Here is a 25,914-nt window from a genome sequence, read left to right on the forward strand (position 1 = left end):
GCCCGGTCAGCCGTCGCTGGCGGCCTCCGGCACCGCGAACACCTGGCGCAGGTAGCGCAGGTAGCCGGCGTCGTCGCACATGGTCTTGCCGGGCGAGTCGCTGAGCTTGGCCACCGGCTGGCCGTTGCAGCGGACCATTTTCAGCACGATCTGCAGTGGCACCGGGCCGACATCATTGGTGAGGTTGGTGCCGATGCCGAACGACATCCGGCAGCGGCCGCGGAAGTGTGCGTACAGCTGCATGACCAGGTCGATGTCGAGGCCGTCGCTGAACACCAGCGTGCGCGTGCGTGGGTCGATGCGCATGGCCTTGAGATGGGCGATGACGCGCTCGCCCCACTCCACCGGGTCGCCGGAATCGTGGCGCACGCCGTCGAAGAGCTTGCAGAAATACAGGTCGAAATCGCGCAGGAACGCGTCCAGCCCGATGACATCGGTGAGCGCGATGCCGAGGTCGCCGCGGTATTCGCGCGCCCAGCCGTCAAAGGCGGCGACCTGCGAGTCGCGCAGCCGCGGACCCAGCGCCTGGTGCGCCTGCAGCCATTCGTGCGCCATCGTGCCCTGCGGCACCAGCGCGTGGCGGCGGGCGATGTCGACGTTGCTGGTGCCGGCGAATTTGACGCCCAGGCCGCGCGCCAGGCGCGGCACCACGGTGTCCTGCCAGTCGCGCGAATAGCGGCGCCGGGTGCCGAAGTCGGTGATGCGGCAGTCCTCGAAGCCGATGTCCTCATTGATGCGCGCGAGCTTGGCATCGAGCCGGCGCAGGCCCTCGGCGGTGTCGGCCGGTCCATGCGCGGCGCGGAACCAGACTTCGTTGACGATCGCCAGCAGCGGCACTTCGAACAGGATGGTGTGCAGCCACGGGCCGCTGATGGTGAGTTCGATCTCGCCCGGCACCGCGTCCGACGCCTGCAGCCGCACGTGCTTGCGGTCGAGCTGGAACAACCCGAGGAACTCCACGAAATCCGGCTTGATGAAGCGCAGCCCGCGCATGTAGTCGAGCTCCTCCCGGCTCAGCCGCAGCGCGCACAGCGCATCGATCTCCGCCGAGATGGCGTCGATGTGCCGCGCCAGGTCGATGTCCGGCGTGCGGCATTTGAAGCGGTACTCGGCGTGCGCGGCGGGATGCTGGTGCAGCACCGCCTGCATCATGGTGAACTTGTAGAGGTCGGTGTCGAGCAGCGACCGGATGATCATGGCGTGTCCGCGCGCATGGCCGCCAGGAACACGGCCGGCAGGCGCGAGGCCCAGTGCAGCCAGACCGCCGCCCACACTGCCGCGCACACCACCCGGCCGCGCCGCGGCGCCTCGAAGCGCCTGAAATAGCGCCACAGGCCGCGGTGCTTGTGCCATTCCACGAAGCCGGGCCGCGCACGCGCGGACACGCCGCGCACATGCACCACGCGCACGTCATTGGCGACCGCGACCGTCGCGCCAGCCTCGCGCGCGCGCCGGCACAGGTCGAGGTCCTCGACGTGCAGGCGATAGCCGGCGTCGAAACCGCCGATGCGCGTGAAAAGCCGGCGCGGCAGCAGCATCAGAGCGCCGGACACGGCGTCGACCCGCTGCAGCACCTGCGCGGAATCGGGTACGACGTCCAGTGGCCGCCCGTGGCGCGCATGCAGCGGGCCGCGCAGCATCGCCAGGAAGTCGGGATCGTTGCGGCGCGCGGCGCCGTCGCGCACCCCGTCCTCGTCGACCAGGTCGGCGCCGAGCAGCACGTCGCCTGCCGATGCGCCCACGGACGCGTCGTCGCCGGCCAGCGCCTGCGCGTGCGCCAGCAGCCGCGCCAGCGAATCCGGCTCCAGCATGCAGTCGGGATTGACGAACGCCAGCCACGGCGCCGTGCTGTCCGCCGCGCCCTGGTTGCAGGCCACCGCGAAGCCGGGATTGTCCGGGTTGGCAACGAAGCGCACGCGCGGATCGGCGAGCGCGTGGCGCTGCACCACGACCAGGGTGCCGTCGCTGGAGGCGTTGTCGACCACGCGGATCTCGGCCACCGCGGCCGCCGCGCGCAGGCGCGCCAGGCAGGCATCGATGGTGCCGGTGCTCTGGTGGCTGACGACGATGGCGGCGATCACGGCGACGGTCACGCCTCCGCCCGCTGACCCGTGGCGTCCGAAGCGGGCGACGCGTCCACCGCGCCAACGGCCTGCGCCGCCGCGAACAGCTCGCGCTGCGCCGGAGGCTCCAGGCCTTCAAGCCGCCGGCCCAGCGCCGCGCGCTCGGCGTGCAGCGGGTCGTGCATCAGGAATTCGGCAAGCCGCGAATGCCAGCGCGGCCAGCGCGCGGCCAGCGCGTCGAGGTCGCCATCGGCCGGACCACCCTCGCCGCCGCGCGCGACAAACGCGGTCTCGCACAGCGCATTGCGCCAGCCGAGGCCGGACATGCGCAGCGACAGGTCGATCAACGCGGCGTACCACGAGGCGTAGCTGGCCGCATCCAGCCCACCGGCGCGGCTGCGTGCGCGGCCACGCAGATAGACCGCGTGGTCGACCGCGGCGGGAAGCTCCGCGTGCGCCGGCGCCATGCCTTCGGCGGCGCGCGCCAGGCGCGCGAGCTCGCGCTCGTCGGGAAGCGCGGCGACCTCGCCGCTGCGCGGCCAGGCGGCGGTCTCGCCCGCGTTGCACCACGGCGTGGCGGTGGCGATGGAAGGATCGCGCGCGGCGCAGGCCGCAAGCTGCCTTGCCCAGCCGGGAGACGGCACGGCGTCGGCGGCGAGCACGATCACGTCGTCGTCGCCGCACGCGGCCAGCGCCTGGTCGATGTGCGCCACTTCGCCCAGGCGCCGCTGGCGGCGGGTGTATTCCGCCTGCAGGCGGGTGCGCGCCAGCCAGCGTTCGATGATGGCCAGGCCGCGCGGCCCGGCCTGCGCGTCATCGGCCAGCCACACCCGCGTGCCGGCGGGCGTGCCCGCCTCGAGTGCCGCAAGACAGGCATCGAGCGCGTCGTCGTCGACCGCGACCGGCAGCAGCACGACCGGGAGTTCAGCCATGCCGGCCACCGACGCGGGCCATGCTCAGTCGCGTGACCGGTTGAGCGGCTCCAGCGCGCGGAAGCGACGGCCGTACTCGTCGGTCAGGTCGCGCGCGTCCTGCTGGTTGCGCACCAGCGTGGGCGTCATCAGCACGATGACTTCGCTGCGCGTGGTGTTGGAGCTCTGCCGGCCGAACAGGCCGCCCAGCACCGGGATGCGGCTCAGGCCCGGGAAGCCCAGCGAACCGCGCGTGGTGCTGTCCTGGATGAGTCCTGCCAGCATCACCGTGTCGCCGCTCTGCACGATGGCGTTGGTCTTCAGGCGGCGCGTGTCGATGCGCACGTTGCCGTTCTGGTCGGGCTGGCTGCCGGGGCTGCTGACCTCCTGGACGATGTCCAGGAACACGGTGCCGTCCCTGGTGACGCGCGGGCGCACCTTGAGGATGGTGCCGGTGTCGAGGTACTGCACCTGGCTGTAGGAGCTGTCGCCGCCGAAGCCGGGGTTGACCGTGACCGACGAGATCGGGATGCGGCTGCCGACGTTGAGCGTGGCTTCGTAGTTGTTGCGCACCATCACCGACGGCGTCTGCAGCATCTGCACGTCGCTGACCTCGTCGAGCGCGCTGATGATCGCCGCCGCGTTGCGGCCGAGGAAGGTCCAGGCCAGGCCGGGGGCGACGCCGCCGGCCTGCGAACCGGTGACGTTGCCGGCGATCGCGCTCCAGGTCTCGCGGCCCACGGCGCTGGGCAGGCCGGCATCGGTGACCGCGCGCTCGAAGAACCAGTTCACGCCGTAGCTGAGGTCGCCGCTGAGCGTGACCTCCACCACCTGCGCCTCGATGTGCACCTGCAGCGGCATGATGTCCAGGCGGTCGATGACCTGGCGGATCGAGCGCCAGGCCTGCCCGGTGGAGCGCACCAGCAGGGTGTTGGTCTCATCCACCGCCGACACGCCGACCTTGTCGCCGTCGACTTCCAGGGTGACGGCAGCGTTGCCACCGGTGCGCTCGCCGAGCGACAGCGATCCGCTGCCCAGCCCGCTGCCGCTACCGCTGTCGCCGCCGCTGCCACCGCTGAACGGATCACCGCCGACCTGCGCGGAACTGCCGCCATCCATGCCGCCATCGCGGATTTCGGTCGACTCCAGGCCGGGCATCAACGACGCGCCGGCGCGACCGCCCGAGCTGCCGCCACGGCTGCCATAGACTTCCGACAGGCGCTCGGCGAGGTCCTTGGCGGTGATGTACTTGAGCTCGTAGGAGAACAGCTGCACGCCGCCACCGGCGCCATCGATGCGTTCGATCCACTGCTCGATCTGGCCCAGGTATTCCGGCTGCGAGGTGATCACCAGCACCGAGTTGGCCCCATCCAGCGGCATGAAGCGGAACATGCCCGCCACCGGCGACTTGCTCTGCTCGCCGAACACCTTCTCCAGGTCACTGACGACCTGCGCCGCCTTGCCGGCGACAAGCGGGAACACGCCCACCGACATGCCCGACAGCCAGTCGACGTCGAAGATCTCGATGGTGCGCAGGTAGTTCTCGAGTTCCTGGCGCGTGCCGGCGACGGTGATCACGTTGCGGCCGGAATCGACGCTGATGATCGCGTTGGCGCGCGCGTACGGCTTGAGCAGCTTCTCCATTTCGGCCGCGGAGATGTAGCGCAACGGCACGACCCGTGACTCGAAGCCGCGCGCCGCCGCCGCCGACCCGGTGCGCGGCGCGACCGCGCCGCTGGCCATGGCCTGGTCGGCGCCGACGATGTTGTAGCGGCCGTCGGCGTAGATCATGCGCGCGTTGTTCCAGCCCAGCACCATCTCCAGCAGGCTGAGCGCCTGCGCCGGGCTCACGGTCTTCGGCGTGGCCAGGGTCACGGTGCCCTGCACGCCCGGAGCGATCACGTAGTTCTGGCCGAGCATGTCGCCGAGGATCACCTTGATCACGGCATGCAGCGACTCGCCTTCGAAATTGAAGGTCGCCTCGCCGGTGCTGCCCGCCAGGTTGGGCGGCGCCGAGCGCGCCACCGACTGGTTGATGACGGTGCCGCTGCCGCGGTGGAGCTGCGCGCGCGGGCCGTCGGCAAGCGCCTCCTCCTGGATGCCGTCGACGCCTGCCTCCGCATCGCGCGGCACCCCGCCGACCTGCATGACCGGCCGTGGCAGCTGGGCATCGCGGCGCACGGTCGGGGCCGGCACCGTGGTGCAGGCGACAAGGACGGTGGCGAGGAGTGCCACCAGCGCGGGCTTGAGCATCGGGATCGGGGTCATCGGCTGCATTCTAGGGAGTCTGGGCCGGCGGCGTGCCGTCCTGGGCCTGCTGGCGCAGGCGCGCGCGGCGGGCTTCGATGCGCTGGCGGATCGCCTCGACCTGGGCATCCGGGGTCTGCACGCCGGGTTCGGGTGCCGGTGCCGCCCCGGCGGGCTGGCCGGCCTGCGGCACGGTCACCTCGGTGGGCGCGGGTGAGCTGGAGGTGGTCACGACCACCGGGCGGTTGCCGGGGCCCGGCCCGGCGACGGGAGGCACCGCCCCACCCGAGGCCGGCGACGCGGCGACCGGCGGCTGTGGCGCGGCTGACACCGTGGGCGCCTGGCCACCGACACCGTCGAATACCCGCAGCTCGAGGCTGCGGTCGCCTTCGGGGCCGCTGAACACGGCGCTGCGCGCGGCCACCGAGGCCAGGCGCCAGCCGGGCGCCGCCTCGGGTGCTTCGCCGACGCGCAGGCGCACCGACTCGCCGCCTCCACCGGGCTGCACGATGGCCATCTCCAGGCCCGGCGTCAGCAGCACGCTGGTCAGCACGAACTCGAACGCGACCGGCTCCTCTTCACCCTCGGGGTTGATGAAGAACGGCTGTGGCCGGCGGTCGGTGGTGAACAGCGGCCGGTCCCCGATCGCCGCATACAGCGGCAGCTCGCCAAGACGATCCTCGCCCGGCTCGACCACCGCCGGCAGCGCCTGCACCAGCGTCGGATCCGGCGGCAGGCGCTCGATGCGGCCGCCCAGGCCGAACAGTCCCAGCGCCCACAGGGTGAGCGCCCACAGCGCCACGCCGCCGAGCAGCCAGGTGCGTGCGCCGGCGTTCTCAGCGTGCATTGCCGACCTCCGCGCGTGCCGGCACGGCGGCCTGCGCACGCAGGTAGCCGTAGAGGTCGAAGGTCACGTCCAGGCCGGAGCCCTGCCCGCCGCTGCCGCCGGCGGCGAAGAACTGCCGCTGCACCAGCACGTTGAGGTTGTCGACGAACAGCCGCGGCGCGCCGCTTTCCAGCGAGTGCAGCACCGCGGCGAGTTCGGGGTTGCCGCAGCGCAGGCGCACCTGCACCACCGCGCGCGGAAAACGCCCCTGGCGCGGATCGGTCATCGGCGAGCGGTTGCTGATCGCGCAGCTGCGGTTGCCCGGACTCGCCTCGGCGACCGCGGTCTCCAGTCGCTGCACCAGCGCCGCGGTGGCGAGTTCGGTGCTGCGCTCGGCCATGAAGCCGGGCACGCGCCCGGCCAGCGCCTGCGCCTCGGCCAGCCTGGCCTGCACGTCGGGGGCCTGTGCGAGTTCCATGCGCACGCGCACGTCGCGTTCCTGCAGGGCGGCGATGCGCGCACCCACCTCCCGCATCGGTGCCGTCCACCACGGGTGCACCAGCAGCAGGTAGGCCAGCGCCAGCAGCGCCGCAAGGATCGCGAGCGCCAGCCAGCGGTCGCGGTCAGGGATTGCTTCGCGCATTGGCAGCCTCCGTGTCACCGGCGGCTGCGGCGGCCGGCACGTCGGCGACGGCGAGTTCGGCGGTCAGCGTGAAGCGGTCGCGGCCGCTGCGCGGATCGGGTTGCAGCGCGCCGGCGAGCGCCGGCGAACGCCACAGCGGCGACCCTTCCAGGCGCTGCACCAGCGACGAGGCCTCGCTGCTCAAGCCGATCAGCAGGATCCGCGTGTCTTCGATCGACAGTTTCTCGATATAGGTGCTGTCGGGCAGGCGGCGCGAGAGTTCGTCCAGCACTTCGACCGTGGTCGGGCGGGCGGCGCGCGCGGATGACAGGAAGGCCATGCCTTCGACCAGGTCGACCAGTTCCTTCTTTTGCGCCGCGGCGCCGCGGGCGCGGATCGCGGCCTGTTCGACTTCGGCCTCGAAGACATCCGCCGCCAGCTGGCGGTTGGCCAGCACCTGCCACAGGCCGGCGGCAAGCGCGATCACCGCCACCGCGCCCAGGGCCAGGTTCCAGGCCATCCACGGATCGGCGCGGCGCACGCGGCGCGCGCCCGGCAACAGGTTGACGCCCAGCCCGCCGCCGAGGTCGTCGGCAACGTCGACACCGGTCAGGGTGCCTGCGAGCGGACCCAATGCGGCCAGCCGTGCCTCCAGCAGGTGCCTCGGCACCACCACCAGCTCGGTCTCCAGCTGGCCGTCGCCGCGGCGCGCGACCACGCGCGCGTCGTATTCCACATCCGCCAGCGGGAATGGCGTCTGCCGTTCCACCTCGAAGCCCATCACCTCGCGCAGGCGCTCGGCGGCGGCGGCGGGCAGCGGCAGGCGGCGGCGCAGCACGTCGCCGGCCGGCAGCAGCAGCCAGCGCGGCAGCTCGGCGACACGCTGCGCGAGCAGCGGGGCGAGCGGATCGTCGCCACTGCCGGTGACGGCGAACGGCGGCAGCTCGGCGACCGCACGCACCGCGTCGCCGCGATCCATCGACAGCCGCAGGCCATCGGCACTGGCTGCCAGCAACAGGCGTTCGTGCGCCAGCCCGAACAGCTCGCGCAGGCGCGCCGGCAGCCAGGTCGCAAGCGCCTGCGTCCACCAGCTCCAGAATCCGGCGACGCCGGGGCGCAGCGATCCCCCCATGCGCCCGAGGCGCTGGCGGATTGGCGTGCTGTCAGCGGTGGGTTCGACGGCAGACATCAGCGCGGAGTGGCTCCTTCTTCCCATCGCAATGGGGTGTAGGCCGATCCCGGCACCCCGCTTCCACCTACACGGATTACCGCCCGCAGCACGGCCTGGCGGCCATCTGCGAGCCGTGCGCGGCTGTCGATACTATACGTGCCGCTGCCGCCGCCAAGCAGGCTTTCGGCCTGTGCCGCGCCGCCGGATTCGCGCGTGGCGAGCATCATCGCCGGGTCGACACCCAGCGCCGTGAGCACCTCGGCGCTGGCGAAGCGCTGGTCGGGCTGCTCGAGGCCGCTGAACACCGACAGGTGCGGCGCGGCCAGCGCGTACAGCGCCGGCGTCATGCCCAGCACCTGCTCCACTTCCGCGATGGTGTCGAACGGCGCGTCCTTGGCGCCATAGGGCAATCCGGCGGCGGCATACTGGCCGTCTTCGGCACCGCCCGCGGGCTGGGTCAGCGCGTCGTCGTCGCGCCAGTCGACGATCGCCGCGGCCACCGCGTCGGCCTGCGACGGTTCGGCCCCCAGCGCGCGGAACAGCCCCGCCAGCAGTGTCAGGTCGGCGGCGTTGAGGTCGATCTTGGCGGACTCGTCGACGATGCGCAGCTCCACGTCGGCGCCGGCGAAGCGCCAGCGGTAGGCGCGGCCGTCGGCCAGCCACGCGCGGCCCGGCTCCGGGTCCTGCAGGCGCACCAGCGCGTACTCCAGCCCGGCACGCGCCGCCGATTCGGCGGCCACCGCGCCGTGCAGCACGCGGCCCTGCATGTATTCGATGCGGGCGGTGGTCGCATACGCGCCCACCAGCGCGGCCAGCAGGGCGACCAGCCACATCACCAGCACCAGGGCGACGCCGCGTTGTGCACCCATCAGCGCCGCCCCGGCAGCGCGCGCAGGCGGTTGCGTGCGCGCCCACCCTTGCCGGCACCGTCGCTGCCCTGCACAGCGGGCGGCCGGCGCATGCGCGTGCTGCCCAGGCCCTGGCCAAGCGCGGCGCCCGAAGCCGACTGCGGCAGCGCCACCACCAGCAACGGCCATGCGCCGCCGTCTTCGCTGCTGATCTCCACCGCGACCTGCAGCGGCAGTTCCTCGTGGTTGTCCCAGGTGTCCAGCCAGCCGGTCAGGCCTTCGTCGTCGAGGCCGCGGTAGCGGAAGCGCAGGTCGACCAGGTCCTCGACCAGCGGTTCGGGCGCGCGCGGGCGCTCCTCCTCGATGGTCTCGCCGGCCAGCACCATGGCGAACGACGCGCCAAGCACGGGCGTGCGGCTGCCCGGGTCGACGCCGATGTCGTGCAGGTGCGGGCCGCCGCGGCCCAGGTAATCGGGCAGGTCGGCGACGAAGCGGATGCGGTCGGTTTCGCCGATGAAGCGCAGCGCGCCACCGGTGCTTTCATCGGTGGCGAACGCGATCGGCTGCGCCGAGGCCAGGCGCCGGCGCAGGAAGCCTTCGACGGCGCGCATGCGGTCGGTGCGGCTGGCCATCGCCTCGCCGCGTTCGCTGGTGGCCATGGAGGCGCGCAGGGTGGCGAATGCCAGCGCGAGGCCCATGGCGAGCAGCACCGTGGCCAGCAGCACCTCGATCAGCGTGAAGCCGGATGCGCGCGCACGCCTCATTGGCCCTGCCCCGGGTCGGGCTGCACCAGCCGCAGCGACTCCACCACCAGCCGCTCGGCGCGGCTGTCCTTGCCCCAGCCCAGCTCCAGGCGCAGCTGCAGCAGGCGTGGCGCGAACGGATCGTCGGCGACCGGCGCGGGCTGCAGCGGATCGACATACGGCGCGACCTCCAGCTGCCAGCGATAGCGGCCGTCCTCCAGCTCGCCTTCCTCGCGTCCGGGCTCGAGCGCCACGCCGACGCCGGTGCTGGCGAGCAGTGACTGCGCATGCAGCGCGGCGCGCCCGGCGTCGGCCGACCAGCGCACCTGGCGCGTGGCACCCGACAGCGTGCCCAGCAGCAGGGTGAGCGCGAGCGCGAGGATGCCGAATGCGACCAGCACTTCGATCAGGGTGTAGCCGCACTGCTGGCGCGGGCTGCTCACGGCGCCGGCTCGCTGCGGTGCAGGGTGACCTCGCCGGTCAGCCAGGCGACGTCGATGTCCCACGCCGCGCCGCGCAGGCTCAGCTGCACGCGGCCGCCGGTGGAGGCGCCATCGCCGAAGAACATTATCGCCCCGATGCCGTCCGCCGGCTGCACTTCGCGTGCGCCGGTGAAGTGGATGCCGAGCCGCTCGGGCACCTCGCCACTGCGGCCATCGGCGCCCTGCCAGGCGTGGCTGGCGGGATCGATGCTGAAGGTCTGCGGCGTGCCGGTGGCGATCGCGCGCGCGCGGGTGAAGCGCAGCTGCGCGGCGATGTCGCTCACCGCCGACTTCAGCTGCATGCGTTCGAAACCGCCGCCGAGCACGCCGGCGGCAAGCATGCCCATGGCGGCGAACAGCGCCACCACCAACAGCACCTCCAGCAGCGAGAACCCCGCCGCCCGGCGCGTCCCGCCGCGACCGGCGCACATGGGCGTGGCCCTTACTCGTACCGGATGTCGGCGTCGACGCTCTCGCCGCCGGGCTTGCGGTCGGCGCCGTAGCTCACCAGGTCGAAGCGGCCGTTCTCGCCGGGAACGCGGTATTCGAGAGGCGTCTTCCACGGATCGTTGAGGTCGGCCGCCTTGGCATACGGGCCGAGCCAGCCACTGGCATTGCCGGGCGCGCTCACCAGTTCACCGAGGGTGGCCGGCAGCACGCCGGTGTCCATCTCGAACTGCTGGATCTTCTGCGCCACGGTCTGTACCTGCGACTGCGCCAGCCGGAACCGCGCGTTGTCGCCGCCGCCGAGGATCTGGCTGGCCGCGAACGCGACGATGCCGCCGATCAGGATCGTGACGATGATGATCTCGATGAGGCTGAAGCCGGCCTGGGCCGCGCGGCGGGGGGGACGCTTGCTTGAACGGTGGAGTGTCATCTTCAACCCATTGTGTTGGTGAGCCCGTAGATCGGGATCAGGACGGCCAGGATGACCACGCCGACGACGGTGGCCAGGACCATGGTGATGACCGGGATCAGCGCAGCCATGAGCCGGTCGAGCGCCTGGCTGGTTTCCTGCTCGAAGGTATCGGCGGTCTTCAGCAGCATAGTATCCAACGCGCCTGACTCCTCGCCCACCTGGATCATCTGCACCGCCAGGCGCGGGAAGCGCTTGCCGCGCGACAGCGCGGTGGACAGCGCCACGCCGTTCTTCACTTCCTCCGCGGCCGCCTCGACGTCGGTGGCCAGCGCGCGGTTGCCCAGCACGGCGCGGCCGATGCCCAGCGCCATGATCAGCGGCACGCCGTTCTTCAGCAGGGTGCCGAGGGTGCGCGCCAGGCGCGCGGTCTCCAGGCGCGCCACCAGCGAGCCGACCAGCTTCTGCCGCAGCAGCCAGTCATCGAACCAGGCGCGGAATGCCGGCACGCGCAGCTTGCGCTCCAGCCACCACGCCGCCAGCGCCGGGGCCGCGATGAGCACGATCCACCACTGGCGCACGAAATTGCTGACCGCGAGCACCAGCACGGTGAACCAGGACAGCTCCGCGTCGAGGCTTTCGTACATGTCGGCGAACTGCGGCACCACGTAGCCCAGCAGGAACAGCAGCGCGAAGCCCACCACCACCAGCAGGATGGCCGGATAGATCAGCGCGTTGATCACCTTGCCACGCAGCGCGCGGCTGCGCTCCATGTAGTCGGCCAGGCGCTGCAGCGTCTCCTGCATGGTGCCGCCCGCCTCGCCCGCACGCACCATGTTGATGTACAGCCGCGAGAACGTGCCGTGCTGGCGCTCGAGCGCGGTCGACAGCGCGGTGCCGCCGCGCACCTGGTCGCGGATATCGGTCACCACGCGCTTGGCCGCCGGGTCCTCCGGCAGCTCCAGCAGGATCGTCAGCGCACGGTCCAGGGGCTGTCCGGCGCCGAGCAGCGTGGCCAGCTGCTGGGTGAACTGCACCAGGCGTTCGCCGGAAAACGGCTTGGGCTTGAACAGGGTCTTCCACGCGCCATCGCCACCGCCCTCGGCGGCCAGCCGCGCTTCGATCGGCAGGTGCCCCTGCTCCTGCAGGCGCAGCGCCACGTCGGCATCGCTGGCGGCTTCCATCTGGCCGTCCAGGGTTTCGCCGCGGCTGTTGAGCGCCTTGTAGCGGTACAGGGGCATGCTCAGGCGTCCTCGGTGACCCGCAGCACTTCCTCGATGGTGGTCATGCCGGCCATCGCCTTGATGATGCCGTCCTCGTACATGGTGCGCATGCCGGCGTCGCGCGCGAGCTGCTCGATCTCGCCCATGCCGGCATGGCGCATGACCGCGCGCCGCAGGGCGTCGTTCATCACCAGGAATTCCATGATCGTGGTGCGGCCGAGGTAACCGGTGGGGGCGATGGCCGAGGCACGCGGGCGGTACAGGAAGATCTCGCCGTCGGGCTGGTACTTGCGCAGCGCGAACTTCTCGATCTCCTCCGGGGACGCCGGGTAGCGCTCCGCGTGCGTCGGCTCCAGGCGGCGCACCAGGCGCTGCGCAAGGATGCCGTTGATGGTGGAGGTGAGCAGGTAGTCCTCGACGCCCATGTCCAGCATGCGGGTGATGCCGCCGGCGGCGTTGTTGGTGTGCAGCGTCGACAGCACCAGATGGCCGGTGAGCGCCGACTGGATCGCGATGCGCGCGGTCTCGAGGTCGCGCATCTCGCCGATCATGATGATGTCCGGGTCCTGGCGCACGATGGAACGCAGCGCGTGCGAGAAGTCCAGGCCGATCTGCGGCTTGGCCTGGATCTGGTTGATGCCCTCGATCTGGTATTCGACCGGGTCCTCGACGGTGATGATCTTGACGTCGGCGGTGTTGAGCTTGGAAAGCGCCGTGTACAGCGTCGTGGTCTTGCCGGAACCGGTGGGCCCGGTGACCAGCAGGATGCCGTGCGGCTGCTGCAGCACGGCCTCGAACTGCGGCAGGAAGTTGTCGGTGAAGCCGAGCTTGTGGAAGTCGAACACCACAGTCTCGCGGTCCAGCAGGCGCATCACCACGCTCTCGCCGTGCGCGGTCGGCACCGTCGACACGCGCAGGTCCAGTTCCTTGCCCTGCACGCGCAGCATGATGCGCCCGTCCTGCGGCAGGCGGCGCTCGGCGATGTTGAGCTTGGCCATGATCTTGATGCGGCTGATCACCGCCGCGGTGAGGTTGGTGGGCGGGCTTTCGCCCTCCTCCAGCACGCCGTCGACGCGGTAGCGCACCTTCAGCCGGTTCTCGAACGGCTCCACGTGGATGTCGGACGCGCGCAGCTCCACCGCGCGCTGGATCACCAGGTTCACCAGGCGGATCACCGGCGCCTCGCTGGCGAGGTCGCGCAGGTGCTCGACGTCGTCCATGTCGCCGTCGCCACCCTCCGCGGTCTCGATGATCGCGCCCATCGCGCTGCGCCCCTGGCCGTACCAGCGCTCCACCAGGTCGGCGATCTCCGAGCGCAGCGCGACGCGCGCATGCACGTCCTTGCCGGTCGCCAGGCGCACCGCGTCCAACGCGTACGGGTCCTGCGGATCGGCCGCGAGCACCTCGACATGCGCATCGCCCTCCGCCACCGGAACCACGTGGAACTGCTTCATGAAGCGCGCGGTGAGCAGCACGCCCTCGGGCGGCAGTTCGGGCATGTCCTTGGCGCTCGCCAGCGGCAGCCCGAGCACCGCCGAACACGCTTCGGCGTGGTCGCGCTCCGACACCAGGCCGAGCCGGGTGAGCAGCGACAGCAGGCTGCCGCCGGTTTCTTCCTGCAGGCGCCGCGCGCGCGCCAGATCGGCATCCTTCAGGCGGCCCTTCTCGAGCAGGGCGGCGACGATGCGCTCATCGGCGGATGCGGGGATCGTGACGGTGCTGTTCACGTGTTCCGGAGGGATTGCATGCGGTCGTCGACTTTAGCAGACGCCTCCCAATGGTTCCGATTGCCGGTCCGCAGTGGCCGGACCACGCCCCATAGCCCGTTTGCACGCAGTGCATGGCTCTCGCCACGCCCACCTTTCCGCAACGGGATACGACACATGACGAAGACGATGCTCCTCCTGGCGACCATGCTCGCCCTGCCCACCGCGGCCCACGCCGGAACCCTGCCGGCTCCGGATTCGCGCATCACCATGGCCGCGGGCGCCTGCCAGACCGCCCTGCCGGTGTTCGACGGCGTGGTCCGCAAGCGCCCGCTCGCGGTCCAGAACGAGGGCAGCATCACCACGTTCGTCACCTGCGGCATGGAGGGCAAGTTCTACGGCCAAGCGTCAAGCGCGATCGTGTTCGTCGCCCTGGTCAACAATTCCAGCAGTCCGGCCACGGTGAACTGCACCCTCGTCGACGGCCGGAATGGTATGACGGATCCGCTCTACCGTCCCAAGTCGGTGGAGCTGGCCGCCAACCAGCCGATCGCGGAACTGGTCTGGTCGAGCGCCGAGAACGAAGGCGAGAACTTCACGTACCCGGCGATCAGCTGCGCCCTGCCTCCCGGCACCGGCATCAGGGCCGTCGGCCAGGAGTTCCTGGCGCCCGCGCCCTGACGCCGTGCGATCCGCGGGCGACGGTCAGCCGATCGCCGCCCGCGCGTTGCGGAACATCCTGAGCCACGGCGATGCGCCAGGCCACGCGGCCGGCGCCCAGCTGAAGTTGGCCGTGGCAAGCGTGCGTTCGGGGTGCGGCATCATCAGCGTCACCCGGCCGTCGTCGCTGGTGAGTCCGGCGACGGCGGCATCCGAGCCGTTCGGGTTGGCGGGATACGCGATGGCCGGACGGCCATCGCCGTCGACGTAGCGCAGCGCGACGCGCGCGGCCGACTGGGCGTCGGAGCCCGCGAATTCCGCGCGTCCTTCACCGTGCGACACCACCACCGGGATCCGCGAGCCGGCCATGCCGCGCAGGAACAGCGACGGTGACTCGACCACTTCCAGCATCGACAGGCGCGCCTCGAACTGCTCGCTGCGGTTGCGCAAAAAGCGCGGCCAGTGCGTGGCGCCCGGCACGATGTCCTTGAGCTGCGACAGCATCTGGCAGCCATTGCACACGCCCAGCGCGAAGCTGTCGCCGCGCGCGAAGAAGCGCTCGAACATGTCGCGCAGCGTGTCGCGTTCCATGATCGACGTGGCCCAGCCGCGGCCGGCACCCAGCACGTCGCCGTAGCTGAAGCCGCCACAGGCCGCGAAGCCGGCGAAATCGGCAAGCGTGGCGCGGCCTTCGACCAGGTCGCTCATGTGCACGTCGATCGCGTCGAAGCCGGCCAGGGAGAACGCGGCCGCCATCTCCACCTGGCCGTTGACGCCCTGCTCGCGCAGGATCGCCACGCGCGGCGCGGCACCGGTGGTGATGTACGGCGCGGCGATGTCCTGCACGGGATCGAAGCCGAGCTTCGGCTGCAGGCCCGGCGCGTCGAAGCGCAGCGTGGCCTCGCGCTCGGCGTCGGCGGATTCGGGATTGTCGCGCTGGCGCTGCATGGCGTGGCTCACCGACCACCAGGCCTCGATGAGCTCTTCCCACTTCCACTCGGCCAGCACTTCGCCGTCGGCCAGCACGCGCACCGCGGACGCGGTGGTCGGGCGCGCGATGCGCTGCGCGCATTCGACCAGGCCGTGGCGCGCGACCAGGTCGGCGAACTCGACGCGGTCGTCCGCGGCGATCTGCACCACCGCGCCCAGCTCCTCGTTGAACAGCGTGCGGAACACGTCCTCGGTGCGGTCGTCGCCCCAGGCATCGAGATCGATGTCGAGGCCGACGCGCGAGCAGAACGCCATTTCGCAGAGGGTGGCGAAAACGCCGCCGTCGGAGCGGTCGTGGTAGGCGTGCAGCAGGCCGGCTTCGCGCGCGGCACGGATCAGTTCGAAGAACTCGCGCAGGCGCTGCGGGTCGTCGAGATCCGGGCAGGCACCGCCGAAGGCGTCGTGGCACTGCGCCAGGATCGAACCGCCCATGCGCTGCTTGCCCGCGCCCAACCCGATCAGCCACAGCTCGGTGCCCGGCTCGCGCGAGAGCAGCGGCGTGAGCTGCCGGCGCACGTCGGCCACCGGCGCGAACGCGGTGACCACCAGCGACACCGGCGACACCGTCCGACGGGTCTCGCCGTCGGCCTGCCACTGCGCCTGCATCGACAGCGAGTCCTTGCCGACCGGGATCGAAAGCTCGATGTCCGGGCACAGCTCCATGCCCACGGCGTGCACGGCGTCATACAGGCGCGCGTCCTCGCCTGGATGCCCGGCGGCGGCCATCCAGTTGGCCGAGAGCTTGGTGCGCGCCAGCGACTCGACCGGCGCGGCGCAGAGGTTGGTGATCGCCTCGCCGACGGCCATGCGCGCGCTGGCGGCGGCATCGATCAGCGCCAGCGGCGTGCGCTCGCCGATCGCCATGGCCTCGCCCGCGTGGCCGTGGAATCCGGCCAGCGTGATGGCGCAGTCGGCCAGCGGCAGCTGCCAGGGGCCGATCATCTGGTCGCGCGCGGTGAGCCCGCCGACGCTGCGGTCGCCGATGGTGACCAGGAACTGCTTGGCGGCAACGGTGGGATGCGCGAGCACGCGCAGGCCGGCCTGGCGCAGCGCCTCGCCGGGCGTCTGGCCCGCGGCCAACGCACGCGCGTTGAGCTGTGGCCAGCGCGCGCCGGCGGTGCGCGCGGTGTCGCGATGCATCTTGGGCGTCTTGCCGAAGATCAGGTCCATCGGCAGGTCGATGGCGTGCGTGGCGTTTCCGGCGGGCGCGGATGGGGATGCGCCATACCCCACCACCAGGCGCTCCTCTTGCGTGGCGTGACCAACCACGGCGAACGGACAGCGCTCGCGCTCGCAGATGGCGGCAAACGCCTCGATGGCGTCCGGCGCGATGCCGAGCACGTAGCGTTCCTGCGATTCGTTGCACCACAGCTGCATCGGCGACAGCGAGGGGTCGTCGCTCGGCACGCGGTCGAGGTCGATCACCCCGCCCACGCCGGAATCGTGCAGCAGCTCGGGGATGGCGTTCGACAGGCCACCGGCGCCGACGTCGTGGCACCACTTGATCGGGTTGCCGTCCTCGCCGAGCGCGACGCAGCGGTCGATGACGTCCTGGCAGCGGCGTTCCATCTCCGGGTTGTCGCGCTGCACGCTGGCGAAATCGAGGTCTTCCGCGCTTTCGCCGGAGGCCACCGAACTCGCGGCGCCGCCGCCGAGGCCGATCAGCATCGATGGCCCGCCCAGCACCACCACGGCATCGCCCGGCGCGAGCCGGCGCTTGGCCACCTGGACGCGGTCGATCGCGCCCAGCCCGCCGGCGAGCATGATCGGCTTGTCGTAGGCGCGCACCAGGCCATCGCCCTCCGCCAGCTCGAAACTGCGGAAATAGCCGGTGAGGTTGGGCCGGCCGAACTCGTTGTTGAACGCCGCCGCGCCCAGCGGACCCTCGGTCATGATCTCGAGCGCCGAGGCCATGCGCGGATTGAGTTCACGCGGCTGCTCCCAGGGCTGCGGCAGCGACGGGATGCGCAGGTGCGAGACGCTGAAGCCCGCCAGCCCGGCCTTGGGCTTGCCGCCGCGGCCGGTGGCACCCTCGTCGCGGATCTCGCCTCCGGCGCCGGTGGAGGCGCCCGCGAACGGCGAGATCGCGGTGGGATGGTTGTGGGTCTCGACCTTGATGCAGAACGCCGAATCGCGCAGCGGCTCGGCGCGGTAGCGCCCGGTCCCGGGATCCGGGCGGAAGCGCTGTGCCGGATAGCCTTCCACCACGGCGGCGTTGTCGCTGTACGCCGACAGCGTGTGCTGCGGGGTCTGCGCGTGGGTGTGGCGGATCATCTTGAACAGCGTCTGCGCGCCGCCGTTGGCCGCGCCGCCATCGATGCGCATGTCCTGGCCGTCGATGGTCCAGCTGGCGTTGAAGATCTTGTGCCGGCAGTGCTCGGAATTGGCCTGCGCGAACATCATCAGCTCGACGTCGTGCGGGTCGCGGCCGAGCGCGGTGTAGCGTTCGCGCAGGTAGGCGATCTCGTCCTCGGCCAGCGCCAGGCCGAGGCGCTGGTTGGCGTCCTCGAGCGTGGCCAGCGGGATGACTTCGACGCTGCCGCGGGCCGGCGCGGTGAACAGCGCCGCGGCCTGGTCGTGGCTGTCGAGCAGCGACTGCGTCATCGGGTCGTGCAGGACGCGGGCCAGCGCGCGCGCGGCCACGGGATCGGAGGGCCAGCCGGCGATGTCGATGCGCGTGCCGCGCTCCACCCGGCGCACCGGCTGGCCGACGTCGCGCAGCAGTTCGCCGGCCTTGCTGGCCCAGGGCGAAATGGTGCCCAGGCGCGGTGCCACGTAGCGGCTGGTGGCATCCGCAGTGGCGTCGGCAGTGCCGTCTCCGGCTTCGAGGATGCGATGCAGGATGGCGCGGTCGGGCGTGGCGCCCGCGACGGGCTCGACCCAATAGACGTGCCAGGCGCCGGTGACGCGGACGGCGGGGGCAATGGCCTGCAGGCGGGCCTGGAGGCGTTCACGCCGGAACGGCGACAGGGCCGGCAGGCCCTCGAGGACGATCATGTCCGGGATTGACCGTGGAACGGGCCGGTCATTGTAGCGAAGCCGGGCGCCCGCGGGCGCCCCGCCGCTGACCGGCCTCGGGGCTCAGGGGCCCGCAGCCTCGGCGGCCAGCTTGTCCAGCGCCGCGCGCAGCGCGTCCGGCGGCATGTAGCCGGGCATCTGCATGCCCTCGGCGGTGACGATCATCGGCGTGCCGGTCAGGCCGACGCGCTGGCCGATGTCGTAGTGCATCGCGACCGGATTGGTGCAGTCGCGCGTGGGCACGCGCTTGTCCGCCTTGGCATCGGTCAGCGCCTGGCGGCGGTCCGGGGCGCACCAGACCGAAACCATCTTCTTGAAGTCCTCGCTGGCCGGGCCCATGCGCGGGAACGCCAGGTACTCGATGGAGATGCCGCGCTTGTTGTACTCGGCGATGTCCTGGTGGAGCCTGCGGCAGTAGCCGCATTCGACGTCGGTGAACACCGCCACCGTGTAGTCCGGCTTGTCGGCGGCGAAGATGATGCGGTCCTTGGCCGGGATGGTCTTCAGCAGGTCACGGCGCACGGTGGCCAGGCCGCCCTGGCTCAGGTCCTTCTGCTCCTTGACGTCGAACAGCGCGCCCTGCAGCAGGTAGCGGCCGTCATCGCTGACGTAGATCACCTGGCCGCCGACGATGAGTTCGCGAAAGCCCGGCAGCGGCGCCGCGCCGACGTGGTCGATGCGCACCCGCGGGTTGATGGTCTGGATGGCGGCCACCGCGCGCTCGTCGGCGGTGCCGGCTTCCACCTTCGGAACCTGGCCGGCCGCGGGCGCTTCGGTGGCGGCCGCGCCCGCATCGCCGGAGCCGGGCGCCGGCGACTCGGCACAGGCGGTGAGGCTGACGGCACAGAGCATCAGGGGCAGCAGGAACTTCATTCGCGGTCTCGGCAGGAGGGCGCCATCGGGGCTCGGGGCGGGCGCGTGAGGCGGCATTCTCGCATGCGTGCCGGCGCGCGAGGCCAGCGCCCGGCGCCGTGGCTCAGACGCGACTCAGGCGCGGGGGTGGTGGCGGGCGTGCAGGCGCTTGAGCTGCTCGCGCGCGACCAGGGTGTAGATCTGGGTGGTCGACAGCGAGCTGTGGCCGAGCAGCATCTGCAGCGCGCGCAGGTCGGCGCCGCGGTTCAACAGATGGGTGGCGAAGCTGTGGCGCAGGCCATGCGGACTGACGCGCGCCGGATCGATGCCGGCGGCGCCGGCATGCCGCTTCACCAGCGCCCAGAACGCCTGCCGGGACGGTGCTTCACCGCCCGCGGTGATGAACAGCGCCGCGGGCGCAAGGCGACCGGCGAGCTGCGGGCGGGCGGTGGCCAGATAGCGCTGCAGCCAGTGCTGGGCCTCCTCGCCCAGTGGCACCAGGCGCTCCTTGCCGCCCTTGCCCAGCACCCGCAGCACGCCCTGGCGCAGGTTGACGGCGGTGGCCGGCAGGTTGACCAGTTCGCTGACGCGCAGGCCGCAGGCGTACATCAGCTCCAGCATCGCGCGATCGCGCAGGCCGGTGGCGTCGTCGATGTCGGGTACCTCCAGCAGGCGGTCGACCTCGGACTCCGACAGCGCCTTGGGCAGCAGCCGCGGCAGCCGTGGCGGATCCAGCAGCGCAGTCGGATCGTCGTCGCGCAGGCCCTGCAGCAGCCGCCAACCGTAGAACCCGCGCAAGGCCGACAGCAGGCGCGCGTTGCTGCGCGGCGACCAGCCCTCGCGGGTGCGCCAGGCGAGGTAGTCGAACAGACCGGCGCGGTCTGCGCTGGCGAGGTCGCCGCGGTCGCGCCAGCGGGCGAAGCCTTCCAGGTCGCGGCGGTAGGCGTCCAGCGTCTGTCGCGCGGCGCCGGAGCCGGCCCACCAGGCGTCGAGGAATGCCGCGATCGCGCGCGCATCGGCGTCGTGCAGGGGCGGCAGGCGCATGCTGCGCATGCGGCGTTCGGCGGGTGTCGACGCGGTCATCGCCACCAGCTTAGCCGCCGCCGCGATGCGCCGGCTATCCTGTGGCGATGCCTTCCGATGCTTCCCGCACCGCCGCCGCACACGCTGCGGCCACCACGCCCTCGCGCCCGCATGCCCTGGTCGGCTGGCGCCTGTTGGCGCTGTTCTACGACCTGTGGCCGGCGCTGGCGCTGTGGTTCGCGCTGTCGGCGCTGTTCGCGTACGGCTACATGCTGGCGGGCCACGACGCGCGCGAGAACATCCCGCCCTTCAGCCTGCTGCAGTGGCTGTTGTGGCTGGCCTGCTGGCTGGCCGCCGGCGCCTACGCCACGGTCAGCTGGAAGCGCGGCGGGCAGACGCTCGGCATGCGTCCCTGGCGGCTGCGCGTGGTCGCGGAAAGCGGCGGCACCCCAGCATGGCAGGCGCTGTGGCTCCGCTATGCGGTGGGCACGCTGTCGCTGCTGGCGGCGGGATGCGGCTTCTGGTGGGCGTGGATCGACCGCGACCGCCTCACCTGGCACGACCGTGCCAGCCAAACGCGCCTGCGGCGCGATCCCAAGACGAGGTGATGGCAATGCGCATCGACATCTGGTCCGACGTGGTCTGTCCCTGGTGCTGGATCGGCAAGCACCGGTTCCAGCGTGCGCTGGCGCTGCTTGGCGATGACGCCCCGGGCGTCGAGGTTCGCTGGCATCCCTACCTGCTCGATCCCGATGCCGATGCCACTCCGGTGCCGCTGCGCGAGGCCTACGCCGCCAAGTTCGGCGGCGCCGAGCGCGCCGCGGCGCTGCTCGCGCAGACGCAGACCGCCGCGCGCGCCGAAGGCCTGCCGATGGACTTCAGCCGTGGCCAGGTGCGCGTGACCACCCTGCCGGCGCATCGCCTCATCTGGCTCGCCGGCCGCGAGGGCAACCAGGATGCGGTCGTCGAAGCCCTGTTCCGCGCCCATTTCGCCGAGGGCCGCAACCTCGCCGATCCGGACGTACTGGTTGCCGCCGGCGGCGACGGCGGCGGCCTCGACGCAGCCCGGGTCCATGCGCTGCTCGCGTCCGACGAGGGCCTTGCCGAGGTGCGCGCCGGCATCGGCCAGGCGCAGGCGCTGGGCATCCGTGCGGTGCCGACCTTCGTCATCGACGGCCGCCACGGCATGCAGGGTGCGCAGACGCCGGACGCCTTCGCCGAGGCGCTGCGCAAGCTCGCCTGAGCGGCCGGCGCCGGAAACAGGAAGCCCCGCGATGTGCGGGGCTTCAGGTGGGACGCGTGATCGGTGCGGCTTACTTCGCCGCGACCACCCGCACCATTTCCAGGCACTTGTTCGAATAGCCCCACTCGTTGTCGTACCAGGCCACCAGCTTGACGAAGGTGTCGTCAAGCGCGATGCCGGCCTCGGCGTCGAAGATCGAGGTGCGGGTATCGCCGCGGAAGTCGGTGGCGACCACCTTGTCCTCGGTGTAGCCGAGGATGCCCTTCAGCGCGCCTTCGCTCTGCGCCTTCATTTCCGCGCAAATCTCGGCGTACGTCGCAGGCTTCTCCAGCTCGACCACCAGGTCGACCACCGACACGTCGGAGGTCGGCACCCGGAAGCTCATGCCGGTGAGCTTCTTGTTGAGCTCGGGGATGACCACGCCGACCGCCTTGGCCGCGCCGGTGGACGACGGAATGATGTTCTCGAGGATGCCGCGGCCGCCACGCCAGTCCTTGTTGCTAGGACCATCAACCACCTTCTGGCTCGCGGTAGCCGCGTGCACGGTGGTCATCAGGCCGCGCTTGATGCCCCACTTGTCGTGCATGACCTTGGCGATCGGCGCCAGGCAGTTGGTGGTGCAGGAGGCGTTGGAGATGATCGCCTCGCCGGCGTACTTGGCGTCGTTCACGCCAAACACGAACATCGGCGTGTCGTCCTTCGACGGCGCCGACAGGATCACCTTCTTCGCGCCCGCGTCGATGTGCTTCTGCGCGGATTCCTTGGTCAGGAACAGCCCGGTGGACTCGATGACCACGTCGGCACCCACCTCGCCCCACTTCAGGTTGGCCGGATCGCGCTCCTGGGTCAGGCGGATGCGCTTGCCGTTGACCACCAGCGTGTCGCCGTCCACCGACACCTCGCCCTGGAAGCGGCCGTGCACCGAGTCGTACTGCAGCATGTAGGCCAGGTAATCCGGCTCGAGCAGGTCGTTGATGGCGACGATCTCGATGTCGCTGCCGAAATTCTCCAGCGCCGAACGCAGGACGTTGCGCCCGATGCGGCCGAAACCGTTGATGCCTACCTTGATCGCCATGGGAATGCTGACTCCGATCGGCCGCGCGCGGCGCGGCGCTGGGTGGATGGAACTCGCGAACCCGTGATTTTAGCAGCCCGCGGCCACGAAGACCGCCTTGACCGAGGTCAATGTGACATTCGCTGCCGCAACGCACCATGGACGCATCCACCCCCATGACGAGGTTCAAACGATGCGTTTCAAGACAATTCCGCTGGTCGCGCTGGCCCTTTGTGGCGCAATCGCCGCCCCCGCGGCCCTGGCGCAATCCACCGGCGACTGGACCGTCGCGCTCGGCGCGCACCAGGTCAACCCGGATTCCGACAACGGCAAGCTGGCTGCCGGCACCCTGCCGCTGGACATCGGCTCGAGTACGCGCCCGACCATCGCGGTGGAGTACTTCGTGCGCGACAATCTGGGCCTCGAAGTGCTCGCCGCACTGCCGTTCCAGCACGACATCGCCATCAGCGGCCTGGGCCGCGTGGGCAGCACCAAGCACCTGCCGCCGACGGTCAGCCTGCAGTACCACTTCAACGGCCAGGGCAAGGTCTCGCCGCTGCTGGGCGTGGGCGTGAACTACACCACTTTCTTCAGCGAGGACGCCCGCGGGGCGCTCGCCGGCAGCAAGCTCGAACTCGACGATTCGTGGGGCCTCGCGCTGCACGCAGGCCTGGACTTCAAGGTCGGCGAAAAGGGTTCGATCCGCGTCGACGTGCGCTGGATGGACATCGACAGCGACGTGACGCTGGATGGTGCCAAGCTCGGCACCGCCAACATCGACCCGCTGGTGTACGGCGCCGCCTACGTCATGCGCTTCTGACCGGCGGGCGGGTGGCGGCGGGCGCGCGCTAGAATCGCGGCATGCGCCCGCACATCCCGTCCCGCCTGCCTTTCTTCGCTGCACTGCTCACCTTCGCCGCCGCGTTCGCCCCCGGCGACGCGCTGGCCTGGAGCGCCGAGGGCCACCGCATCGTGGCCCGCATCGCCGAGGCCGGGCTCAGCCCGGCCGCGCGCGTCGAGGTCGACCGCCTGCTCGAGGGCGAGGCCGATCCGACACTGGCCGGCATCGCCGCCTGGGCCGACGAACTCCGCGACACCGACCCGGAAGCCGCCAAGGCGAGTGCGCGCTGGCATTTCGTGAACTTCCAGGGCCGCTGTGCGTTCGACGCGGCGACCGACTGCGCGGGCAACGACTGCGTGATCGGCGCCATCAACCGCAATTACCTGCTTCTCGCGCAGCACGGCCGCGCGGACGGCGAGCGCCGCGATGCGCTGAAGTTCCTCGTGCATTTCGTCGGCGATGCGCACCAGCCGCTGCACGCCGGCCTGCGCGACGACGCCGGCGGCAACCGCCACCAGGTCAACTACAAGGGCGACGGCAGCAACCTGCACCGCATCTGGGACGGGACGATCCTCGAGCGCCGCGGCCTGAAGTCCCGCGCCTACGCGGCGGAGCTGCTGGCACGCGCGCCGCTGGCGCAGGACCCGACACTGCAGTCGCAGACGCCCGCGCTCGACTGGGCGCTGGAATCCTGCCGCATCATCGAAGCCGGCGATGTCTACCCGCCGGAGGGCCGGCGCGTGCTCGGCGACACCTTCCTCGACGCGCGCCTGCCGATCGTCGAAGAGCGCCTGCGCAAGGCCGGCGCGCGGCTCGCGGCTATGCTGAACCATGCGCTGGCGCCGCCGGTCGCGGTGCCCGGGGCGCTGCCCGGGGCGAGCCCCGCCGTGGTGCCTGCGGTGGATCCGACGCCCGTACCGTGAACAGAATCGCCGCACCGCGCGTCCACCCGTTCCACCATGCCGGCAGCGGCACCTGGAGCTGCGTGGTCGCGGCCACGGACGCGCTGTAGCGGCATGACGCCCCGCGTCGCTGCCCGCGTGCTTGCCCTGCTGGCGCTCGCCGCGTGCTGGCCAGCGGCCAGCGCGCGCGCCGGCGACGCGGTGGCCATGCCGCTCACCGTGTTTGCGGCGTCCAGCCTGCAGGAGTCGATCGACGACGCCGCCAACGCCTACCGGCGCGCGACCGGGCAACCGGTCCGCGTGTCCTACGCCGCCAGCCCGGCGCTGGCGCGGCAGATCGCACGGGGCGCGCCGGCGGACGTGTTCGTCTCCGCCGACCTCGACTGGATGGACGTGCTGCAGGCACAGGGCCTGGTCGACACCACCTCGCGCAGTGCGTTGCTGGGCAACGCGCTGGTGCTCATCGCGCCGGCGCGCGGCGCCGCACGCCCCGTCACGCTGGGGCGGGGCACCGACCTGCTGCCGTTGCTCGGTGAACGCGGCCGCATCGCGCTGGGCCTGCCGGACAGCGTGCCCGCCGGCAAGTACGCGCGCGCCGCCTTCCAGTCGCTCGGCATGTGGGACGCGCTGCAGCCGCGCGTGGCCGGCACCGTGAACGTGCGCGCGGCGCTGATGCTGGTGGCGCGTGGCGAAGCACCACTGGGCGTGGTGTACGCCAGCGATGCGCGCGTCGAACCACGCGTGCGCGTGCTCGCCACCTTTCCGGCCGCCTTGCATCCGCCGATCGTGTATCCGGTGGCGCGCGTCGCGGCCAGCCGTCACCCGCATGCCGCGGCGTTCGTGCGCTGGCTGCACACGCCGCCGGCGCGGGCGATCTTCGCGCGCCACGGCTTCAGCCTGCGCTGATCCGCGGCGACACTGCGCGCATGCCTCTCTTCACCGCCGCCGAACTCACCGTCATCGCGCTGAGCCTGAAAGTGGCCTGCACCGCGGCGCTGGCGAGCCTGCCGGCCGGAGTCGCGGTCGCCTGGCTGCTGGCGCGCGGCCGCTTCCCGGGCAAGGCGCTGCTGGATGCGCTGGTGCACCTGCCGCTGGTGCTGCCGCCGGTGGTGGTGGGCTATGCGCTGCTGGTGCTGTTCGGCAGCCAGGGCGCGATCGGGGGATTCCTGGCCGAGCAGTTCGGCATCGGCGTCGCGTTCCGCTGGACCGGCGCCGCGCTGGCCAGCGCGATCATGGGCTTTCCACTGATGGTGCGCGCGATCCGCCTGTCCATCGAAAACGTCGACCGCCGCCTCGAGCAGGCCGCGGCGACGCTTGGCGCCAACCCCTGGCGCGTGTTCGCCACGGTCACGCTGCCACTGGCGTGGCCCGGGCTCGTGGCCGGCGCGGTGCTCGGCTTCGCCAAGGCGCTGGGCGAGTTCGGCGCCACCATCACCTTCGTGTCCAGCATCCCGGGGGAGACGCAGACGCTGTCGACGGCGATCTACGGATTGATGCAGGTGCCAGGTGGCGAAACGGGTATCTGGCGCCTGGCAGCGGTGGCGGTGGCGATCTCGCTGCTGGCACTGCTGGCGTCGGAATGGCTGGTGCGCCGCCAGCACGGGCGCCGCGATGCCTGGGACGAAGCATGAAC

General features: G+C 71.5%; 24 protein-coding genes and 1 pseudogene. 7 read left to right on the forward strand and 18 right to left on the reverse strand.

Annotated features, from left to right (window positions below; genetic code table 11):
* Window positions 1-6: 6 nt before the first annotated feature.
* From pncB to gspE, 14 genes and pseudogenes are all read right to left on the reverse strand, one after another.
* Window positions 7-1,197: a nicotinate phosphoribosyltransferase gene (gene pncB / locus IDM46_RS10980; protein ID WP_182824872.1), complete on the reverse strand. Its 1,191-nt coding sequence runs from the start codon at window positions 1,195-1,197 to the stop codon at window positions 7-9.
* Window positions 1,194-2,093, reverse strand: coding sequence for a glycosyltransferase family 2 protein (locus tag IDM46_RS10985; RefSeq protein WP_185115722.1), 900 nt, complete (start codon window positions 2,091-2,093; stop codon window positions 1,194-1,196). Before IDM46_RS10985 ends, pncB begins: the two co-directional genes overlap by 4 nt.
* Window positions 2,090-2,995, reverse strand: coding sequence for a glycosyltransferase (locus tag IDM46_RS10990; RefSeq protein WP_185115723.1), 906 nt, complete (start codon window positions 2,993-2,995; stop codon window positions 2,090-2,092). Before IDM46_RS10990 ends, IDM46_RS10985 begins: the two co-directional genes overlap by 4 nt.
* Window positions 2,996-3,019: 24 nt before the next feature.
* Window positions 3,020-5,242 (reverse strand): type II secretion system secretin GspD, encoded by a 2,223-nt coding sequence (gene gspD, locus IDM46_RS10995; RefSeq protein WP_185115724.1) that lies wholly within the window; start codon window positions 5,240-5,242, stop codon window positions 3,020-3,022.
* Between the two features lie 10 nt (window positions 5,243-5,252).
* Window positions 5,253-6,068 (reverse strand): general secretion pathway protein GspN, encoded by an 816-nt coding sequence (locus IDM46_RS11000; protein WP_185115725.1) that lies wholly within the window; start codon window positions 6,066-6,068, stop codon window positions 5,253-5,255.
* Entirely contained in the window at window positions 6,058-6,690 is a 633-nt protein-coding gene (gene gspM / locus IDM46_RS11005) for a type II secretion system protein GspM (RefSeq protein WP_182824862.1), read from the reverse strand. The genes IDM46_RS11000 and gspM overlap by 11 nt, the downstream gene beginning before the upstream one ends.
* Window positions 6,671-7,858 carry a PilN domain-containing protein gene (locus IDM46_RS11010; RefSeq protein ID WP_185115726.1) on the reverse strand — a complete coding sequence of 396 codons (1,188 nt, stop codon included), beginning with the start codon at window positions 7,856-7,858 and terminating at the stop codon, window positions 6,671-6,673. Before IDM46_RS11010 ends, gspM begins: the two co-directional genes overlap by 20 nt.
* A complete protein-coding gene (locus IDM46_RS11015; RefSeq protein ID WP_185115727.1) occupies window positions 7,858-8,709 on the reverse strand; it encodes a type II secretion system protein GspK in 852 nt (283 codons plus the stop codon). The genes IDM46_RS11010 and IDM46_RS11015 overlap by 1 nt, the downstream gene beginning before the upstream one ends.
* Before the next feature lie 110 nt (window positions 8,710-8,819).
* A pseudogene (locus IDM46_RS11020) lies at window positions 8,820-9,452 on the reverse strand (prepilin-type N-terminal cleavage/methylation domain-containing protein); the annotation flags it as partial.
* Window positions 9,449-9,874: a prepilin-type N-terminal cleavage/methylation domain-containing protein gene (locus IDM46_RS11025; protein WP_185115729.1), complete on the reverse strand. Its 426-nt coding sequence runs from the start codon at window positions 9,872-9,874 to the stop codon at window positions 9,449-9,451. The pseudogene IDM46_RS11020 and the gene IDM46_RS11025, both read right to left, overlap by 4 nt.
* Entirely contained in the window at window positions 9,871-10,344 is a 474-nt protein-coding gene (locus tag IDM46_RS11030) for a GspH/FimT family pseudopilin (RefSeq protein ID WP_182824852.1), read from the reverse strand. Before IDM46_RS11030 ends, IDM46_RS11025 begins: the two co-directional genes overlap by 4 nt.
* A gap of 11 nt (window positions 10,345-10,355) precedes the next feature.
* On the reverse strand, window positions 10,356-10,790 hold the full coding sequence (locus tag IDM46_RS11035; RefSeq protein ID WP_185115730.1) for a type II secretion system protein GspG: 435 nt from the start codon (window positions 10,788-10,790) through the stop codon (window positions 10,356-10,358).
* Between the two features lie 2 nt (window positions 10,791-10,792).
* Window positions 10,793-12,010, reverse strand: coding sequence for a type II secretion system F family protein (locus IDM46_RS11040; protein WP_185115731.1), 1,218 nt, complete (start codon window positions 12,008-12,010; stop codon window positions 10,793-10,795).
* 2 nt (window positions 12,011-12,012) lie between these two features.
* Complete coding sequence (gene gspE, locus IDM46_RS11045) at window positions 12,013-13,719, reverse strand: type II secretion system ATPase GspE (protein ID WP_185115732.1); 1,707 nt, start codon at window positions 13,717-13,719, stop codon at window positions 12,013-12,015.
* A gap of 156 nt (window positions 13,720-13,875) precedes the next feature.
* Between gspE and IDM46_RS11050 the strand changes: the two genes are divergently transcribed.
* Window positions 13,876-14,379 carry a hypothetical protein gene (locus tag IDM46_RS11050; protein ID WP_185115733.1) on the forward strand — a complete coding sequence of 168 codons (504 nt, stop codon included), beginning with the start codon at window positions 13,876-13,878 and terminating at the stop codon, window positions 14,377-14,379.
* A 24-nt stretch (window positions 14,380-14,403) separates the two neighbouring features.
* On the opposite strand, the gene purL is transcribed toward IDM46_RS11050, so the two are convergent.
* The 3 genes from purL to xerD all read right to left on the reverse strand — a co-directional run bounded on the left by purL (window position 14,404) and on the right by xerD (window position 20,301).
* Window positions 14,404-18,345 carry a phosphoribosylformylglycinamidine synthase gene (purL, locus tag IDM46_RS11055; protein ID WP_185115734.1) on the reverse strand — a complete coding sequence of 1,314 codons (3,942 nt, stop codon included), beginning with the start codon at window positions 18,343-18,345 and terminating at the stop codon, window positions 14,404-14,406.
* An 84-nt stretch (window positions 18,346-18,429) separates the two neighbouring features.
* Window positions 18,430-19,239, reverse strand: a complete 810-nt coding sequence (locus tag IDM46_RS11060; RefSeq protein ID WP_185115735.1) for a DsbC family protein — start codon at window positions 19,237-19,239, stop codon at window positions 18,430-18,432.
* 114 nt (window positions 19,240-19,353) lie between these two features.
* The gene (gene xerD, locus IDM46_RS11065; protein ID WP_185115736.1) at window positions 19,354-20,301 is read right to left on the reverse strand and encodes a site-specific tyrosine recombinase XerD; all 948 of its coding nucleotides are present in this window, start codon (window positions 20,299-20,301) and stop codon (window positions 19,354-19,356) included.
* Window positions 20,302-20,348: 47 nt separating this feature from the next.
* Here xerD and IDM46_RS11070 point away from each other — a divergent pair, with 47 nt between their 5' ends.
* Together IDM46_RS11070 and IDM46_RS11075 are read left to right on the forward strand one after the other, a co-directional pair.
* The gene (locus IDM46_RS11070; protein ID WP_182824834.1) at window positions 20,349-20,849 is read left to right on the forward strand and encodes an RDD family protein; all 501 of its coding nucleotides are present in this window, start codon (window positions 20,349-20,351) and stop codon (window positions 20,847-20,849) included.
* A 5-nt stretch (window positions 20,850-20,854) separates the two neighbouring features.
* Window positions 20,855-21,484, forward strand: a complete 630-nt coding sequence (locus IDM46_RS11075; RefSeq protein ID WP_185115737.1) for a DsbA family oxidoreductase — start codon at window positions 20,855-20,857, stop codon at window positions 21,482-21,484.
* Window positions 21,485-21,554: 70 nt separating this feature from the next.
* Here the strand turns inward: IDM46_RS11075 and gap are convergent, their stop codons facing one another.
* Window positions 21,555-22,559 carry a type I glyceraldehyde-3-phosphate dehydrogenase gene (gene gap / locus IDM46_RS11080; RefSeq protein WP_185115738.1) on the reverse strand — a complete coding sequence of 335 codons (1,005 nt, stop codon included), beginning with the start codon at window positions 22,557-22,559 and terminating at the stop codon, window positions 21,555-21,557.
* A gap of 172 nt (window positions 22,560-22,731) precedes the next feature.
* On the opposite strand from gap, the gene IDM46_RS11085 reads away from it, so the two are divergent.
* From IDM46_RS11085 to modB, 4 genes are all read left to right on the forward strand, one after another.
* Window positions 22,732-23,358, forward strand: a complete 627-nt coding sequence (locus IDM46_RS11085; RefSeq protein WP_182824828.1) for an OmpW family outer membrane protein — start codon at window positions 22,732-22,734, stop codon at window positions 23,356-23,358.
* A gap of 41 nt (window positions 23,359-23,399) precedes the next feature.
* Window positions 23,400-24,302 carry a S1/P1 nuclease gene (locus tag IDM46_RS11090; RefSeq protein ID WP_182824826.1) on the forward strand — a complete coding sequence of 301 codons (903 nt, stop codon included), beginning with the start codon at window positions 23,400-23,402 and terminating at the stop codon, window positions 24,300-24,302.
* Between the two features lie 93 nt (window positions 24,303-24,395).
* Complete coding sequence (modA, locus tag IDM46_RS11095) at window positions 24,396-25,187, forward strand: molybdate ABC transporter substrate-binding protein (protein WP_185115739.1); 792 nt, start codon at window positions 24,396-24,398, stop codon at window positions 25,185-25,187.
* Between the two features lie 20 nt (window positions 25,188-25,207).
* Complete coding sequence (gene modB, locus IDM46_RS11100; RefSeq protein WP_182824822.1) at window positions 25,208-25,912, forward strand: molybdate ABC transporter permease subunit; 705 nt, start codon at window positions 25,208-25,210, stop codon at window positions 25,910-25,912.
* The last annotated feature ends 2 nt before the right edge of the window (window positions 25,913-25,914 follow it).

It is taken from the genome of Luteimonas sp. MC1825 (genome assembly GCF_014764385.1).
Classification (GTDB): domain Bacteria; phylum Pseudomonadota; class Gammaproteobacteria; order Xanthomonadales; family Xanthomonadaceae; genus Luteimonas.